Source organism: Pedobacter suwonensis (assembly GCF_900111825.1).
In the GTDB taxonomy this organism is placed as follows: Bacteria; Bacteroidota; Bacteroidia; order Sphingobacteriales; family Sphingobacteriaceae; genus Pedobacter; species Pedobacter suwonensis.
In genome coordinates, this window is sequence record NZ_FOJM01000008.1 from 107,233 (window position 1) to 123,589 (window position 16,357).

The 16,357-nt window shown below is 40.4% G+C and carries 11 protein-coding genes; 2 read left to right on the forward strand and 9 right to left on the reverse strand.

The features are described 5' to 3' along the window. The 9 genes from BM107_RS11865 to BM107_RS11905 form a co-directional block, all read right to left on the reverse strand. Entirely contained in the window at positions 1 to 5,964 is a 5,964-nt protein-coding gene (locus BM107_RS11865; RefSeq protein WP_159435232.1) for a PKD domain-containing protein, read from the reverse strand. Between the two features lie 293 nt (positions 5,965 to 6,257). Beyond that, a complete protein-coding gene (gene groL, locus BM107_RS11870) occupies positions 6,258 to 7,892 on the reverse strand; it encodes a chaperonin GroEL (protein ID WP_090983555.1) in 1,635 nt (544 codons plus the stop codon). A 104-nt stretch (positions 7,893 to 7,996) separates the two neighbouring features. After that, positions 7,997 to 8,287: a co-chaperone GroES gene (locus BM107_RS11875; RefSeq protein WP_025141798.1), complete on the reverse strand. Its 291-nt coding sequence runs from the start codon at positions 8,285 to 8,287 to the stop codon at positions 7,997 to 7,999. 233 nt (positions 8,288 to 8,520) lie between these two features. Next, a complete protein-coding gene (locus BM107_RS11880; protein WP_090983557.1) occupies positions 8,521 to 9,282 on the reverse strand; it encodes a TIGR03915 family putative DNA repair protein in 762 nt (253 codons plus the stop codon). Positions 9,283 to 9,453: 171 nt separating this feature from the next. After that, on the reverse strand, positions 9,454 to 10,710 hold the full coding sequence (locus tag BM107_RS11885; RefSeq protein WP_090983559.1) for a putative DNA modification/repair radical SAM protein: 1,257 nt from the start codon (positions 10,708 to 10,710) through the stop codon (positions 9,454 to 9,456). Between the two features lie 102 nt (positions 10,711 to 10,812). Further along, entirely contained in the window at positions 10,813 to 11,457 is a 645-nt protein-coding gene (locus tag BM107_RS11890; protein ID WP_090983561.1) for an HD domain-containing protein, read from the reverse strand. Positions 11,458 to 11,527: 70 nt separating this feature from the next. Continuing rightward, entirely contained in the window at positions 11,528 to 11,803 is a 276-nt protein-coding gene (locus BM107_RS11895; protein WP_090983563.1) for a helix-turn-helix domain-containing protein, read from the reverse strand. A gap of 292 nt (positions 11,804 to 12,095) precedes the next feature. Beyond that, on the reverse strand, positions 12,096 to 12,590 hold the full coding sequence (locus BM107_RS11900) for a hypothetical protein (RefSeq protein ID WP_090983565.1): 495 nt from the start codon (positions 12,588 to 12,590) through the stop codon (positions 12,096 to 12,098). A gap of 62 nt (positions 12,591 to 12,652) precedes the next feature. Then, positions 12,653 to 13,831, reverse strand: a complete 1,179-nt coding sequence (locus tag BM107_RS11905; protein WP_090983800.1) for a THUMP domain-containing class I SAM-dependent RNA methyltransferase — start codon at positions 13,829 to 13,831, stop codon at positions 12,653 to 12,655. 71 nt (positions 13,832 to 13,902) lie between these two features. On the opposite strand from BM107_RS11905, the gene BM107_RS11910 reads away from it, so the two are divergent. Further along, a complete protein-coding gene (locus BM107_RS11910; RefSeq protein ID WP_090983567.1) occupies positions 13,903 to 14,268 on the forward strand; it encodes a DUF3127 domain-containing protein in 366 nt (121 codons plus the stop codon). 241 nt (positions 14,269 to 14,509) lie between these two features. Then, positions 14,510 to 16,330, forward strand: a complete 1,821-nt coding sequence (locus BM107_RS11915) for a sensor histidine kinase (protein ID WP_090983569.1) — start codon at positions 14,510 to 14,512, stop codon at positions 16,328 to 16,330. Positions 16,331 to 16,357 lie beyond the last annotated feature (27 nt).

Genomic DNA, 16,357 nt, shown 5'->3' on the forward strand with positions numbered 1-16,357 from the left:
CTATCTGATTAAATATATTACACCTGTTTTTTTCGGAGGAGATGAATCGTGGCTTATGCCTCTCCAATCGCTTCCATTAATAAATTTTACGTCAACTTTCCAATAATAAATACCCTGCGGCTGATCCTCGCCTTTATAAGTTCCATCCCAACCTTCTATAGGGGCGCCATCATCCAGTTTGCTTGTTTCCCAGATTAACTTGCCCCATTTATTGAAAATAGACATGTTCCATTCTTTAATGCCACGACCTTTGGCCATAAAGGTTTTAATTTCATTTTTAGCGCTCGCCGGCATAAAAGAGTTGGGAATACTTAAGTTGCCAGGTACACTAATAATCCTTACTGATTGAAATGTATTAGCTGAGCAGTTTTCCTTATTTAATACTTTTAAGGTTACGGTATAAGTACCTTCATTGGCATAAGTATGGTTAGGGTTTTGCAAGGTAGATGTAGTCCCATCGCCAAAAGACCATTCCCAGCTTACCGCTCCTGTACTGGTATCTTTAAAGCCAAAGCTATAGTTTGGAGCGGAAAGTTCATTGCCTGGAACCACTGCGAATGTAGCAACAGGAGGAGCTACAAGCTGAATATAATCAGCCAAGCTTAATGTGTTTTGGCATCGCTGGCTGTTTATTGCGGTAAGGGTAACTTTATAGTTTACGCCTGAGCCCGTGTAAGTGTGTTGAGGCTCAAAATCTGTTGAAGTTGGCGAACCATCACCAAAATCCCATACATAGGCAACTGCGCCAACGCTGGTATTTTTAAATTTAACGGTAAGATTAGAACAGCTAATTGTGTTATCGGCCATAAAACCAGCAGTTGGTTGTGGCAGGATTGTAACGGTTTCGCTTATTGAGCTTTTTGAGCAGTCGTTTTCTGCATCTAATCTAATGGTGTATTTCCCGGGCTTGTCGAAAGTTTTTGGAAAAACACCTGTAGTATTCGAATACGCTGTGCTGATTTCGCCCGTATCGTCATTCGTAAATGTGTAGGTAAAATTGCTAGCGCCGCGTGTATTATTGATGAAGTTAACGGTAAATGGTACGCAACCAACCTTCTCGTTACCGTTTACTACGAGTCCTGGAGTGATATCATTCGGTGAAACCCTGATGATTACTGGGATTGCGTTTGCCTCGCCGCAACTGCTTTTAGCGGTCATGGTTACCGTAAAATCTTTTACTACAAGCGTTTTGAAGGTATGACTTATTGTTCTTCTATCTGTTAGGGGGCCTGACGAAGTGCCATCACCGAAATCGTAGGTATATGTTGTGCCTGCACTTTCCGGGCTGTTATTTACAAAGGTAACAAGGAGATCAGCGCATCCTCTTGTTTTATCAGGCGAGAATATGGCAACAGGTTTAGCATGTACAATAACCGTTGCGGATGTAACCACAGCCGGACCGCATGGTAAGGTTGTGGTTAGCGTAATTTTATAGGTTTTATCTTTCCCGGTTGGGTCAGCCAGAAAAGTTATTGCTGCAGGTTGCGCGAGGTTAGAAGATTGTCCATTACCAAAATCCCAGGCATAGGTGGCACTATTAAGCGGACTGGTGGTATTGGTAAAAGTAACGCTAAGAGGTCCGCAACCTTCTGTTACGCTTTGTGTAAACGCTGGGGTAACAACAGGAAAAGTGCTGAATATCTCGCTTTTTTCATCTGAAGTACAACCCAGGCTACTGGTAACAACAAGTTTTATGGTCACACTTTCGTTGCCATTTGCAATGGTATAACCTGGAAATGTTGGCCCTACTCCGATTTGTACATTATTGGCAAACCAGGTATAAGTACTGTTTCTATCAGGATATAAGGTTGCAGCAATATTGTTAGCGTCGAGTTTAAAAGGAGCACAACCTGTTTTAGTATTGTAGGTTATTTCGGCTTTTGCATTTGGGTTTACCGTTATCTTAATTTGGTTGCTTAAAATGTTGCTACAAACCCCACTGGCTACCGATCGGCGATAATAAATGCTCACTGTTGGTGTTGGCGGGGTAAAGTTTATACTGTTAGCGCCCAGTACATCGCTCCAGGCAGTTCCATTTAGGCTTGATTGCCATTGATAGGTGTAAGTTCCGCTACCGCCGCTGGGTGTAGAGCCTGTTAAAGTTGCAGCAGCTGTGCCTACACAAATATTTTGATCGGCAGAAATGGTATTGTTGGTTAGCCCTGGCAAAACGGTAACCTGTACCGAATTGCTGATCGAAGTACAAATGGTGCTGTTAACCAATCTCCTGAAATAGGTAGAAACTGTGGCCGTTGTGGTTAAGTCCTTATTAACAGCCGATGGGATGTTGGTCCATGTATTGCCTTCGGCACTGCTTTGCCATTGGTAGGCAAATGTTCCTGTACCTCCGGTTGGTTTATCGCCAGTAATAGTGATGGTTTGTTCGGCACAAACCGGAGCTGCAGATGCGGAAATGTTATTGGTAACCGGCGAATAATAAGTGATGACTACATCATCGGTAGAAGGGGGGCAACCACCAAAACCAGTAATGGTCCATCTGAAAGTATAGGTCTGACCAGGTACAAGGCCAGTAACAGCGGTATTTCTAAGTGTAGGCTCAATGATGGTGACACCAGTTTGTGCTGACACCAGTGTCCACATTCCGCTGTTAGGTAAAGGATCGTTGCCGTTTAATGTGATGCCATTGCCGCTGCACAAGCTTTGGTCTGAGCCAGCGTTCGCTGCAACTGTGCCAGGATTAACCGTGATGGTAGTTACCGTTGATACGGCTTCTGCACAACTGCCACTTTGTACTACCGCGCGATACTGCGTAGTAGTGGAAAGGTTAGAAAATACATAGGGATTTGCATTTGAAGTAATGGTCGACCAGTTTGTCCCATTATCTATGGAGCTTTCCCAGCGGATAATGTTGCCAACCTGCCCGTTTAAATTGATATTTCCACCGTTTGCACCCGCACACACATTTACATCGCCTGTTGTTGTGCCACCAACACTGATTGGATTTACGGTAATCTGTACATCATCGCTTGATGTGGAGCAATTGGCATCGCTTATCGTCCATTTTAAAGTATAGCTGTTTCCAGCCTGTAATCCCGAGATTGTTGTATTATGCTGCGTGTCATCAGCGAATGTTACGGTTGTTGGCGCAGAAACCACGGTCCATTTACCTGTTCCCACTACCGGACTGTTTCCTTTTAAGGCGTAAGATGTCGCATTGCATACCGCTTCATCCGGGCCTGCATTGGCTAGTGTTGCATTGGGTAAAACAGTAATGGTAATGGTTGTGGGTGTGCCGGGACAGCCGTTTGTAGATATTGGGCTGATGGTATAAGTTACTGTACCTGATGTTGTACCCGAATTGGTTAAAATATCATTAATCCCGGTATCTGCAGATGCCGTGGCTCTGTCGCTATTACCCGTTATTGCACCTGTCACTGTACTGGTATAGGTATAATTAATGTCTGCTAGATTTGCTGATAAAGTGATGGCAGATGAAGTGCCATTACAGATTGTTGATTTTGCTGCTGTTGCGGTCGCAATAGGATTTGGTTTAATTACAACGAGCAGTGAAAAAGGTGTGCCATTGCATCCGTCCAAATGAGGTGTGATGGTATAGGTAACGTTGGCATCTGCATTGATATCGTTATTAGTCAATACATCATTAATATCACCTGTTCCGGTTGTAGTCGTGTAGCCTGTGGCAGATGCTGTTCCTGTGGCCGTCCAGGTATAGGTAACACCTGGAACTGCGGAGGTTGGGGTATAAGCCACGCTATTCCCTGTACAAATGGTTTTGCTTGCACTACTTGTTAAGCTGATATCTGGTTTGATTTTTAAGATGATCTCATCATCGATCTGGTTGCACGGAGCAGCCAATGCGGTGGTAACCCTTAATGTTAGGGTAACCATACCAGCTGCTTTTTCGGCAGCAGTAGGGGTGTAGGTTGCATTCAGGTCGTTTCTACCTGGATTAAATCTACCTTCACCCCCAATCCATGTTTGTGTGGTTGTAGTTCCGTTTATGGTGCCGCTTAAAGTAAAGCTTGGATCATTAAAGCAGATGTTTTGATCCGGTCCCGCTTTAACTTCAGGTGCCGTACTGAAAGTTAATACCTGGATATCTTCGGCTGTGCCACAGTTGTTTTTATGAACAACTTTTACCGTATAGGTATCATAGCTGTCAAATTTTATCGATGGGTACTTTGAATTGGCAGTTGTATTGTCAGTAAAGCTATAGGTTCCTGTTCCAGAAGGAACAACCGTCCAGGTATAAGTATCGGGTAGATCTTGTGTGGTACCTGTAAGTAACGTTTGGGTTGGTCCTGTTGTGGTATTGTTAAAATTGTAAGTGGCCAGGTTGCAGAGCGTAATATCGGGCGAAAGTGTAGCCTTTGGACTTTCGTTTACTACAACAGTTTGTGGCGGGCTGGTAATTAGTCCGCATGATGGAGTAGCGGTGCTTAAGGTGATGGAATATGTCCCTGCCGTAGGAAAGCTGAATACAGGTTCTTTGCTTGCAGCACTTGTGCCCCCTACAAAATCTACAGCTGGGCTGACAGACCAGGAATATGTGTTAGCGGCGTCGCAGATATTATCGAAAATTGAAAGATCAGTTGCTTTTAATGTTGTTCCGGCACAAATTGTATTTGATGGCAAACTGAAATCGGGCTTTGGCGGATCTTGGATGCAGATTTTCATTTCTGCAGGATCGGCGTCGCATTCACCGGTGATATTCTTTGACTCCAATCGGATAACATACTCGCCATGACTGGAGAAAACATATTGAAAGTTGAATGATTTTGGTCTGTCTGCCGCTTTAAGTACACCATCTACATACCAGTTGTAGGTAACATTATTCGGTGCGCAGGCTGCGGTATTGGTGTTTGGGTTTTCGCCCAAAACAGATGTATTGGTAAATACAATATTGGCATTGGTGCAACCCGGGCGAGTAAAGGTAAAGGAGTTTACTGGTTTTGTTACTACTTTGGCCGAAGAAGAAACTGGTGTGCCCATCGTTGGACAAAATGCGTTTGATACCTTAATGGATACATCAAAAGCATTATAAATTGTTCCCGAGCTGGAGCTGGAGACACTGCCGCATGAGGAGCGTTTGTAAAGGTGTTCAACTAAGCCGTTATTGTTAATGATTTCGCAGAGCGTATACGTTGTAGTGGTTTGATCTCCCCATGCAATTGTATAAATATCACCCGGGTAGTTGTTTTGTATACCCGAGGCAGAAGTTACATCAACGTTAAATTTAAAAGTAGCTGATGGAAGGCATAATACATTATTCCCTGAGTTGGCAAAAGCCGTAATCGCTTTGTTATTGATCAAAAGATAAGCCTTTGTAGCAACCGTTCCATCGGGCATTACCGCTTTTGTATAAATGGTATAATGTGATTGCTGAGCGGTAAAAGATTGTAAAGGTGTAGCAAAAGAAATAGTAGCTGATGTAGAGCCAGTCATTTCGTCGGTAACTGTTGCGGTTACCGAAGTGTTTGCAGTAGATTCATTGTTGAGGGAAAAAGTATTATTCGCTCTGCTGGTACAGTTTCCGAATGTCTCATTATTCACATTCTCATTTAATAGTGTAGAGGTTAATTTTGCTTCTACAGCTGCCCCCGCCTTCACTTCAAAAGGCGAAGATTGCACACTTACTGTAGCAGGGATGGTTGTTTTTACCCGAACCCGGTAACCTGTACCCGGTGTTAGGCTGTTAGGAAGCAATCCGTTTATGTAAGTGCTGTAAAAGCCCGCGTAATTGCCTATAAGGGTTTCTGTAGCGAAATTTCCATTCTGATCTGATAAGTAGAGCTGGAACTGATTGCCTTGTGATATGCAGCTTGTTGGTACTTTAAACGGAACAGCAATGGTGCTGCCTGGGGTATATGGTCCCGGATCTACCAGGCCAATGCTTACCTGAGCTAAAACGTTCGACGTGAGTAAAAATGTCCAAAAAAATAGGACAAAAGAAAACCACTTCCTTTTACAACGAATCTTCATAGACATTTAATAATAAGGATTGATTTTTATTGCGTTCCGGGGGGATTCATTAATTACCTGATTTAATCAATATCAGAAATGAGTACTAGGCCTAAGACACATCAATAAATATTCGCTTTAAAGTACGTAGTTTTTGGCTTACATCGCCAAAATTTTACACCAAAAATACTAAACTTGTAGATGAAGGAATGATAAAGCTTCTTTATGATATAATAAGGCATAAAAAAAACCCTCAGGTAATTATACCTTGAGGGTTTTTTTACACGAAATTATTTCGCTGCGATAGAATGGTATTACATCATACCACCCATGCCGCCGCCGCCCATTGGAGGCATTGGAGCACCACCTTCTTCAGGTTCATCTGCTAAAACAACTTCTGTAGTTAATAACATGGCTGCAATTGATGCTGCATTTTCTAAAGCTACACGGCTTACTTTGGTTGGGTCGATAACACCAGCGCCAATTAAGTTTTCGTAAGCACCGGTACGTGCATTATAACCAAAATCAGCAGTACCTTCCTTAACTTTTTGTACTACGATTGAACCTTCAATACCTGCGTTTTCGCAAATTTGACGTAATGGTTCTTCAATAGCACGGCGGATAATCTGAATACCTGTGTTTTCGTCTTCGTTAACACCTTTTAAATCAGCGATAGAAGCTACGGCGCGGATGAAAGCTACACCGCCACCTGCAACAATACCTTCTTCTACAGCCGCACGGGTTGCATGTAAAGCATCATCAACACGATCTTTTTTCTCTTTCATTTCAACCTCACTGGCTGCACCAACATAAAGAACTGCAACACCGCCAGCTAATTTAGCTAAACGCTCCTGTAATTTTTCTTTATCGTAGTCAGATGTAGTGGTTTCGATTTGCGCTTTAATCTGGTTAACACGTGCTTTAATATCGTCTGTGTTGCCTGAACCGTTAATTACAGTCGTATTGTCTTTATCAACAACAACTTTTTCTGCAGAACCTAAGTAAGTTAAATCAGCGTTTTCTAATTTGTAACCTCTTTCTTCAGAAATAACAGTACCTCCGGTTAAGATCGCGATGTCTTCTAACATTGCTTTTCTTCTGTCGCCAAATCCCGGAGCTTTAACAGCCACAACTTTTAATGACCCACGGATTTTGTTTACTACCAATGTAGCTAAAGCTTCTCCATCTAAATCTTCTGAAATGATTACTAATGGTTTACCTGTTTGAACAGTTTTTTCTAAAACCGGCAACAATTCTTTCATGTTGCTGATTTTTTTATCGTAGATTAAAATGTAAGGACTGTCTAATTCAGCTTCCATTTTATCTGCATTGGTAACAAAGTATGGAGATAAGTAACCTCTGTCAAACTGCATACCTTCTACCGTTTTAACCTCAGTTTCAGTACCTTTTGCTTCTTCAACGGTGATTACACCATCTTTACCAACTTTACCCATTGCTTCAGCAATTAAAGCACCGATTACTTCATCATTGTTAGCAGAAATAGACGCAACCTGTTTGATTTTGTTATTGTCTTCGCCAACTGTTTGTGATTGTGTTTTTAAGTTTTCTACAACAGCAGCAACGGCTTTATCGATCCCACGTTTTAAATCCATTGGGTTTGCACCGGCGGCTACGTTTTTAATACCAGTAGTAATAATTGCCTGAGCCAACACAGTTGCTGTAGTAGTACCATCACCCGCAATATCAGCTGTTTTAGATGCTACTTCTTTAACCATTTGAGCCCCCATGTTCTCAACCGCATCTTTCAATTCGATTTCTTTCGCCACCGTAACACCATCTTTGGTAATTGCTGGTGATCCGAATTTTTTATCGATAATTACGTTACGTCCTTTTGGACCTAAGGTTACTTTTACTGCATTTGCAAGAATATCAACACCTCTTTTCAGGGCGTCGCGTGCTTCTACGTTATATTTTACTTGTTTAGACATTTTAAATTTTGTTTTTAAAGTTTTAATGTTGGAAGGTTGAAATGTTTCAATCCATCCGATTTATACAACATTGTAACATTTAACGTTACAACATTTCAATTGATCTACCCAACAACAGCGTAAATATCAGTTTCGCGCATGATCAGGTAATCTTTACCTTCATAAGGGAACTCTGTACCACCATATTTACCATAAATTACAACATCGCCAACTTTTACGCTCGCTTTTTTACCTTCAGAATCTTCTTCAGAAACAGAAACTACAGTTCCTTTAGATGGTTTTTCTTTTGCAGTATCAGGGATATACAAACCTGATGCAGTTTTTTCTTCAGCTGCAGCCGGTTCAACGATTACTCTGTTCGAACTGCCAGCAATTGGTTTAAGGTTTAACGCCATAACTTTTATTATTTTTTATTTTGATTTGAATTTTAACTATGCATACAATTAACACTTTTTATGCCAAGTGATTTTCAGGGACAAATTTTCACCAAACTGTCAATCTTTTCATGCTAATGGTTTGTGGGTGTGTCAGCATGGCAGTTTGTTACTGCTTTTGGCTAATCTGTTTGTTCAATGAGGCCGGAGATCACGCATTGCGTAAATCGGTATTAATGATAGTAGAATCCTAACTATAGTTCCTTTTCAGTTAAATATTTCCAATACCTTTTGGGTACGTGCTGAACATGAAGTTTAGTATTTTTACGGGCTACAATATTGGCGCTTTTGAAATAATCTTTCCAGAGTGTTGCATACAAAGCTTCGCTATCATCCATTAAAATTGATGCCGGACTCTGTTTGTTTATTCCATTGGTAAAACTGATCGTAATTTCTTCAACCGAGGTTAAATTATAATGCAAACCATATTTCCGTTTTAAATCATAAATAACCCATTGCTGGTCGGCATACCGGTTCTTAAAATGATTGGATATTAAAGGTAGCACATTAAAATCAGGGTCGATACCTGCATAAAATATACCATCTCCGGTTTTCTGAAAGCGGATAAAGGCCTCCATCCGGTGTTTTTCCCGTTCTACGCTTTTAGCACATTTAGAAAGGGCAATGATATGCTCAATTCCATAATTGCTTTCTGCGCCTGAAGCATGGTTAAAAATGTAAATTGAAAATTGAAAAAGATGATTGTAAGCTTCGGGAATTTCGGATAGATAGCTGCAATAAAATTTGCGGAGCCAGTCTTTCTTTAACTTTTTCTGAAGTCCGGCCCAAACACGATCGGCCTTGGCTCCATCGGTAATTACCGTAAAACTTTCTGCAAAAGCTTCCGGCTGGAACATTTCGGTGGATTTGAGCATCACTTTGCCTGGTTTGCGTTCAAACCATTCAAAAACGGCTGTTAAAAGTCCTTGTAGCGAACCATCAAAAATGTAGGTCATATTTTATTTACAGGTTTTACATCAGTCGTCATTCCAGCGCAAGCGGGAATATTAGTGCAGCAATAGCTTTAAGATTATTGATAAGTATTCCCTTGTTTCAAAGGCATTCAGGATCACTCCGTGTTCCCGATCAAGTTGGGCCTGGTGCATCTCCCTTAGCGGACAGTGCAATTAAAACAAAATCATCTGGTTGCTATCGGTTTTTAGATATTTACTTTTGCTTTCGGCCAGAATAAAAGCCTTGATCTGCGTACCTTGATAATCTTTTAACTGATAAGGGCTATCAGAGCAAACAATAAAGTGTTTGGCTTTATTGTAGGCTATGCCTATTTTCCTGAGCTGATCAATCCTGAGTTTACCAAATTTACGCGCCTGTACAATTTTCTTTGCCGACATTACGCCGATTCCAGGCACCCGCAGTATCATTTTATAATCAGCGGTGTTGATATCTACCGGAAAATGTTGCATGTTTCTGATTGCCCAGCTTAATTTTGGATCAATATCAATATCAAGGTTAGGATTGGCATCGTTTAAAATTTCCTGTACTTTAAACCCGTAAAAACGCATCAGCCAATCGGTTTGATACAAACGGTTTTCCCGTAACAACGGTGGTTGGGTACCCATTATAGGCATTCTGGTATCGTTGCTGATGGGTACATAACCGGAATAGTATATCCGTCTTAAAGAAAAATTTTTGTAAAAGGCATTAGCTGTATACATAATGTCTTTATCACTTTCCGGTGTGGCGCCAATAACCATTTGGGTGCTTTGCCCTGCAGGTACAAATTTTGGGATATGTTTGATCAGTTTTTTATCTGCTGAAAACTGGGAGATCTGTTTTTGCACAAAGTCGAGTGGTTTAATTACGTCTGCATGGTTTTTTTCAGGGGCCAGAAGTTTTAGCCCGGCTTCGGTAGGCATTTCGAGATTGATGCTCATCCGGTCGGCATACAAACCCGCTTCTTTAATTAATTCATCACTGGCGCCGGGAATGGTTTTTAAATGGATGTAACCATTATAATTTTGCTCTAAACGTAGCTTTTTTACCACTAAAAGCAGTCGTTCCATGGTAAAATCGGCATTTTTAAAAATCCCTGAACTTAAAAACAAGCCCTCTATATAGTTGCGGCGATAAAAATTCATAGTCAGTTCCACCACTTCATCTACGGTAAAAGCCGCACGCTTTATATCATTACTTTTACGTGAAACGCAAAATAAACAATCGTAAATGCAGTGGTTAGTGAGCAGGATTTTTAAGAGCGAAACACATCTGCCATCTTCTGTGTAGGTATGGCAAATGCCCGAACTGTGGCTGTCTCCGAGTCCTTTGCTGTCATTTTTTCTCGTGCCGCCGCTTGATGAACAGGAAACATCATATTTAGCAGCGTCGGCAAGAATATTTAATTTTTCACGGATACGATCAAACATAGGGATATATTTTACTAACAAAGATAGTCTAAATAACTAAAAATATTAGTAAATAAATTAGTTTAATCCATTCGAATAGGGAATAATCGTATGCAGTTAATGTTATTTACCTTCCCATTCTTTGTAAAAGTGTTCCAGGTAAAGTAGCATAAAATCGTGTCTTTCTGTTGCCATTGCTTTTCCTGCTCCGGTGTTCATCAGATCTTTTAATAAAAGCAGTTTTTCATAAAAGTGGTTAATGGTTGGTGCGGTGGTATTTTTATAGCTTTCCTTATTGAGGTGTTTTTCCGGTAAAATTGCAGGGTCGTAAAGCACCCTGTTTTTAAATCCTCCATAGGTAAAAGCCCTGGCGATACCGATAGCCCCTATGGCATCTAAACGGTCTGCATCCTGTACAATTTGCAATTCTCTTGAAGTAAAACCTGCACCATCAAAACTATTTTTGAACGACATGTTCTGGATAATTAGTTTAACATGCGCAATTATATCAGCATCAATATCAATCGATGACAGGAATGATGCAGCCATGTTCGGTCCAAGTTCCTCATCACCATTATTGAATTTAGGATCAGCAATATCATGCAGTAAGGCGGCGAAACAAACTACAAGTTCATCGCCATTTTCCTGTTGATTAATAGTTTGCGCAGTTTTGAAAACACGCTCAATATGAAACCAATCGTGACCTGCTTCGGCATTGGCCAATGTTTTTTTTACAAAGTCGATGGTTTTTTGAATGGAGACCTGCATAGTTGAAATTTTGCTCCAAAGGTATTGGAATTATCTGCAGGGCACAAGAAATGATATCAACAGCAACAGTTTAGCTTGCTGTTCTTTTCTCGTCATCAGCAATGATTTTTATCAAGTCACCGTGGTTTAAGGTCAATAAATGTGCTACATCAACTTCCAAAATGGCTGCAATCTGAAATAAACGGTCGATAGTTAATTTGCTATAACCGAGCTCAATTTTGCTGTAAGCATTTTGGGATATTTTTAGTTTTGCTGCCAGATAATCTTGAGTGTAATCTCTGTATTCTCTAATTTTTCTAATATTCCCCGCAACATTCCTTGTTTTTAAAGCTAATACATCTTCCATAAATCGGATAAATTTTTAATATTTTTACTTATGTACGAAAGTTTTACTCCTATAGATTTTAAGAGCATAACTTTTAGCGCATTTAAGAATTACACGTAAAGGGGATGAATTGTATTGGTAACAAAGTCAGGCGTAAAATGTTTGGTGTTTACTTTAGCCAGGGGTTAGATTTTGTAAAAGTTAGTCTTCTTTAAATTGCAGAAGCCGGATGAAGCAGTATGATAATAAAAGATAGGAGGTGAGAAGCGGTCAACAAATTAAGGAAAGCTAAAGATTAAGTTTTCATGAAGGACTAATATAGGCCCCAGTCATCTTCAAACTCATCTTTTTCAAAATATTTAACCCACTCTATAAAAAGTAGACGAAATTTTTCAATTTCGTCTAAAACGATGTCTTTATATTCCGGGGTACATATTTCAAACATGTCTGCGGCTCTTACCTGGGTTTCCAGTTCACGGCAGTTGGTTCTGATGATAGAGGCATTCTCCATCCTCAAAATATACATGTCTGCACCTTCTGCACCAACAATTTTGGGGCATAACATCATGGCATTTTGCATAATCAGGTTAGCAGTCATTTCCGCCATTTCTCCCTCAAGTGTTTCGCAGAACAGGGCAGCATATTTGTAAAGGGCTCTGGCCTGGTTGTACAGGCTTTTTGCCCTGGTCACTTTCAACCTAACCTTTTCAGCATCATCGCTTGAAAGGCTTTCATCCGCCTCATCGTCCCGGCCAAATCGGCTAAAATGTTCCCATTCGGGCATATGATCCATGTCATCAAATTCCATACTTGTCAAATTTCTGCGTTGATACGTAACAAAGCGTAATATATTAATTTCCAGTAAAAAGGCTATGCATCGGTTAACGGTGCCCTGCGAGATCCTTCATATAATTCATATTCTAATAAACGGCAATCTAATTTACCGTTATAAAATTCAATTTTTTTAGCCGCTTTTAACCCAATTTTTTTTGCAAGATCAGGATTTCCGGTGAAAATATAACCAGCGTAGCCCTTACATTTTGTCTTCATAAAATCACCCATACGTTTATAGGTCAGTTCCAACTTACTGTGCACACCTAAACGTTCACCATATTCGGGGTTAAAAATAACAACACCTTTGCCATCTTCAGGAACAGGCGTTAATTCAAAATCGCAGACCTGAAATTCAATTAATGTGTCAACACCTGCTGTTTTTGCATTTCTGCGCGTCACTTCTACCGCATCTTCCGACAAATCGGAAGCTACAATTTTGAAATCAACGCTTTTAATTACCTGATTTTTTAGGATTCTGCGTTCAGCAAAAAAAACTTCCTCATCATAACCCAATATGTGCATAAAGCCATAATTCATGCGGTATAAGCCAGGAGCGCGGTTGGTGGCCAAAAGAGCGGCTTCAATAGCTAAGGTACCTGATCCGCACATGGGGTTTATAAATGCTGATTTTTTATCCCATTTAGTTGCTAAAATAACTCCGGCAGCCAGTGCCTCTAACATCGGGGCTTTCCCTGGTATTTTCCGATAACCATGTTTGGCAAGGGTTTCGCCAGATGTATCCATAAATACATCAGCATCAGCATCTTTCCAATATAAATGCACAACGGTTTTATTGGCGTCCGATCCTGAGTTCGGACGAATGCCCTTTTTCGCTTTCATGCGGTCTACAATTGCGTCCTTAACCTTTAGGTTTGCAAAAAGTGGTGTAGTAATATTTGGGTTATCAACATTTGAGGTTACGGAAAAATAACCCGAAAAATCAATCAGTTCTTCCCATTCAATGGCTGCAATTTCATTATAGAGATCATCTGGAGTAACAGCTTTGAAACTTTTTATGGCATATAGAATCTGGCTGGCGCAGCGCAGGTTCAGATTTAGTTTAATACACTCTGTAAGGGTGATATTGAGTTCAACGCCGGTAGCAAAAGACCGCTCAATGGTGTAGCCTAAAGCCGTAACTTCTTCTTGTAAGTAGGGCGAAAGGCGCTTATTGCAGGTAATAATTACCTTGCTTTTATTGTGGAAAACTTGCATCATAATATATGCGAAGTTATCAATAAAATTATAGAGATTTGATGTTTATAGTACATTAAGTAGTATTAGTTATGGAAATTAAAGGAAAAGTACACGAAGTAGGTGCCACGCAACAGATAAGTGAAACGTTTAAAAAACGTGATTTAATAGTAGAATACGCAGAAAATCCAACATACCCAGAATATATCCGTTTTGAGGCTTTACAAGATAAAACTGCATTATTAGATACATTTAAAGCAGGCGATGAGGTTGAGGTTTTCTTTAATTTACGTGGTCGTCCCTGGACAGATAAAACGGGTAAAACATCATATTTTAACAGTCTGGTTATTTGGCGTATCAATGCAGTTGCGGCAGGCGCTCCGGCAGCTACGCCAGCTTATGCAGCTCCGGTTGATGTAAGCAATGCTCCGGGAGAAGATGATGATTTGCCTTTCTAAATAAAGATTCTTTTTTAAGCAAACAATTTTGAACCATGCCGAGGCTTAGCTTCGGCATTTTTTTTGACCCGCCAGGCTTCCGAAGTTTATATGCCCCATCCCGGATAAACATCGGAAGTCTTCCCGCTGTTAAAATATGTTAAAAACAAACACTTCGCTCTACTAATCAGTATTTTTGATATCTGTTTAAATTTAAGAAGATTATGCCCGGTTTTTTTGTTTTTAAAAACCGATCTGGTTTATGAAGAAAAGAAGTTTTTGGCTAATTACGGTTTTAATGACGGTTGCGCTGCTTGGGGTATTCGTAATGCAATTGTATTACATACGGGAATCGTATAAACTCAAATCACAGCTTTTTGATGAACAGGTAAATCAAACATTAACGTCGGTTGTAAATAAACTACAGCGTAGAAATGTTGCCGACCACTTAAACCGCAAAGACGCTGAAAATAAGTTAAAGCAGTTGCAGGACTCCAGACAGCGTGCACTGGATATTAAGGATTTACGGCAACAGTATGCGCAGGAAGCAGAACTGCGGCAGGCGGAGCGCGAAAACCAGATTGAGAGCTACCTGAACCAACAGGACAGTATTATCCGGGTATCTTATCGTGCGCCAAATGTAATTTCTGAACGGGAATATACCTCATTAAGTTCGGAAAACGGCGATAAACTGGATTTGCAGATGGATGCCATCATTGACATTAAGAGCCTGATCTTGAAAGGTTATAGTATGCGTACCAAACCTTTTACCGCACCACCCAAAACATTTGAGTTTAAAAGTCTGCAGAGTTTACCTGATACATTGAGATATCTGGTTTTTGATCCGAGGGATGGTAGCCCGGGTTTTGCAAACGTTCCAAAAATTCCGAACGATTTACAGAAAAAATTTCAACGTGAGGATGAAATTGAACGTAAAAAATTGGCGCTTAAAATTGCAGCGCTAGGTAAGGATACTTTCTCGTATACCCGTTCAAGTGTAGTTGAGGATGTATCCAAAGAAATGCAGGAAACCAATGTGCCTATTTATAAACGCATTAATTTTAGCGCTTTGGGCCGTCTATTAAAACAGGAACTCTTAGCCAATAACATTACGTTAGTGCCTTCTTACCGGATTTCGCTTGCCCGGAAAGATTCGACCATTTTTATGATGGCATCTCATGTTAAAGGAGCGTTTTTGCCGGAAAATACGTATAAAACGCCTTTGTTCGGAAATGATATTTTTCGCGATCCCGGCATGCTAGTCGTCAGTTTTCCAAACAAAAATTCAGCTATTATCGCTAATCTGAGTGCTACGCTTGCATCGTCAATTGGTTTGTTGCTGGTGCTGGTTTTCATCTTTTCTTATACCCTTTATGCTATTTTGAAGCAGAAGAAACTGTCGGAAATGAAAACGGATTTCATTAATAACATGACGCATGAGTTTAAAACGCCTGTAGCAACGATTATGATTGCCAGTGAGGCCTTAAAAGATCCGGAAGTGACAGAAGATAAGGCACGGTTGAAACGTTTGGCCGGGATCATTTATGATGAGAATGTTCGCCTGGGAAGCCATATTGAGCGTGTTTTAAGCATTGCCCGCTTAGAGAAGGGAGAGCTTAAAATGGAGAATACAGAAGTAGACGTAAACGACTTGATTGTGATTGTATTGGATAGCATGGAGTTGCAGCTACAGAAAAGGAATGCCATAATTAATGTGCATACCGATGCAGAAAATGCTGTTGTATATGGTGATGAGCTTCACTTATCTAACGTCATTTATAACCTGATTGATAATGCGAACAAATACAGTCGTGATACCCCTGAGATTACCATTACTACCCGTAATGCCGGTAAGAATTTAGTTATCGAAATAGCGGATAAAGGCATTGGCATGACCAAAGAGCAGTCAAAAAGGATTTTTGATCAGTTTTATAGGGTGCCAACCGGTAATTTACATGATGTTAAAGGCTTTGGCCTGGGTTTAAATTATGTTCACGATATTATTAAAAAACTGAACGGGACGGTTAAGGTTAGTAGTGAAAAGGATAAAGGAACAACGTTCGAAATATCTTTACCTTTATAACACAGAGATGTTGATACGAAGGCCAAG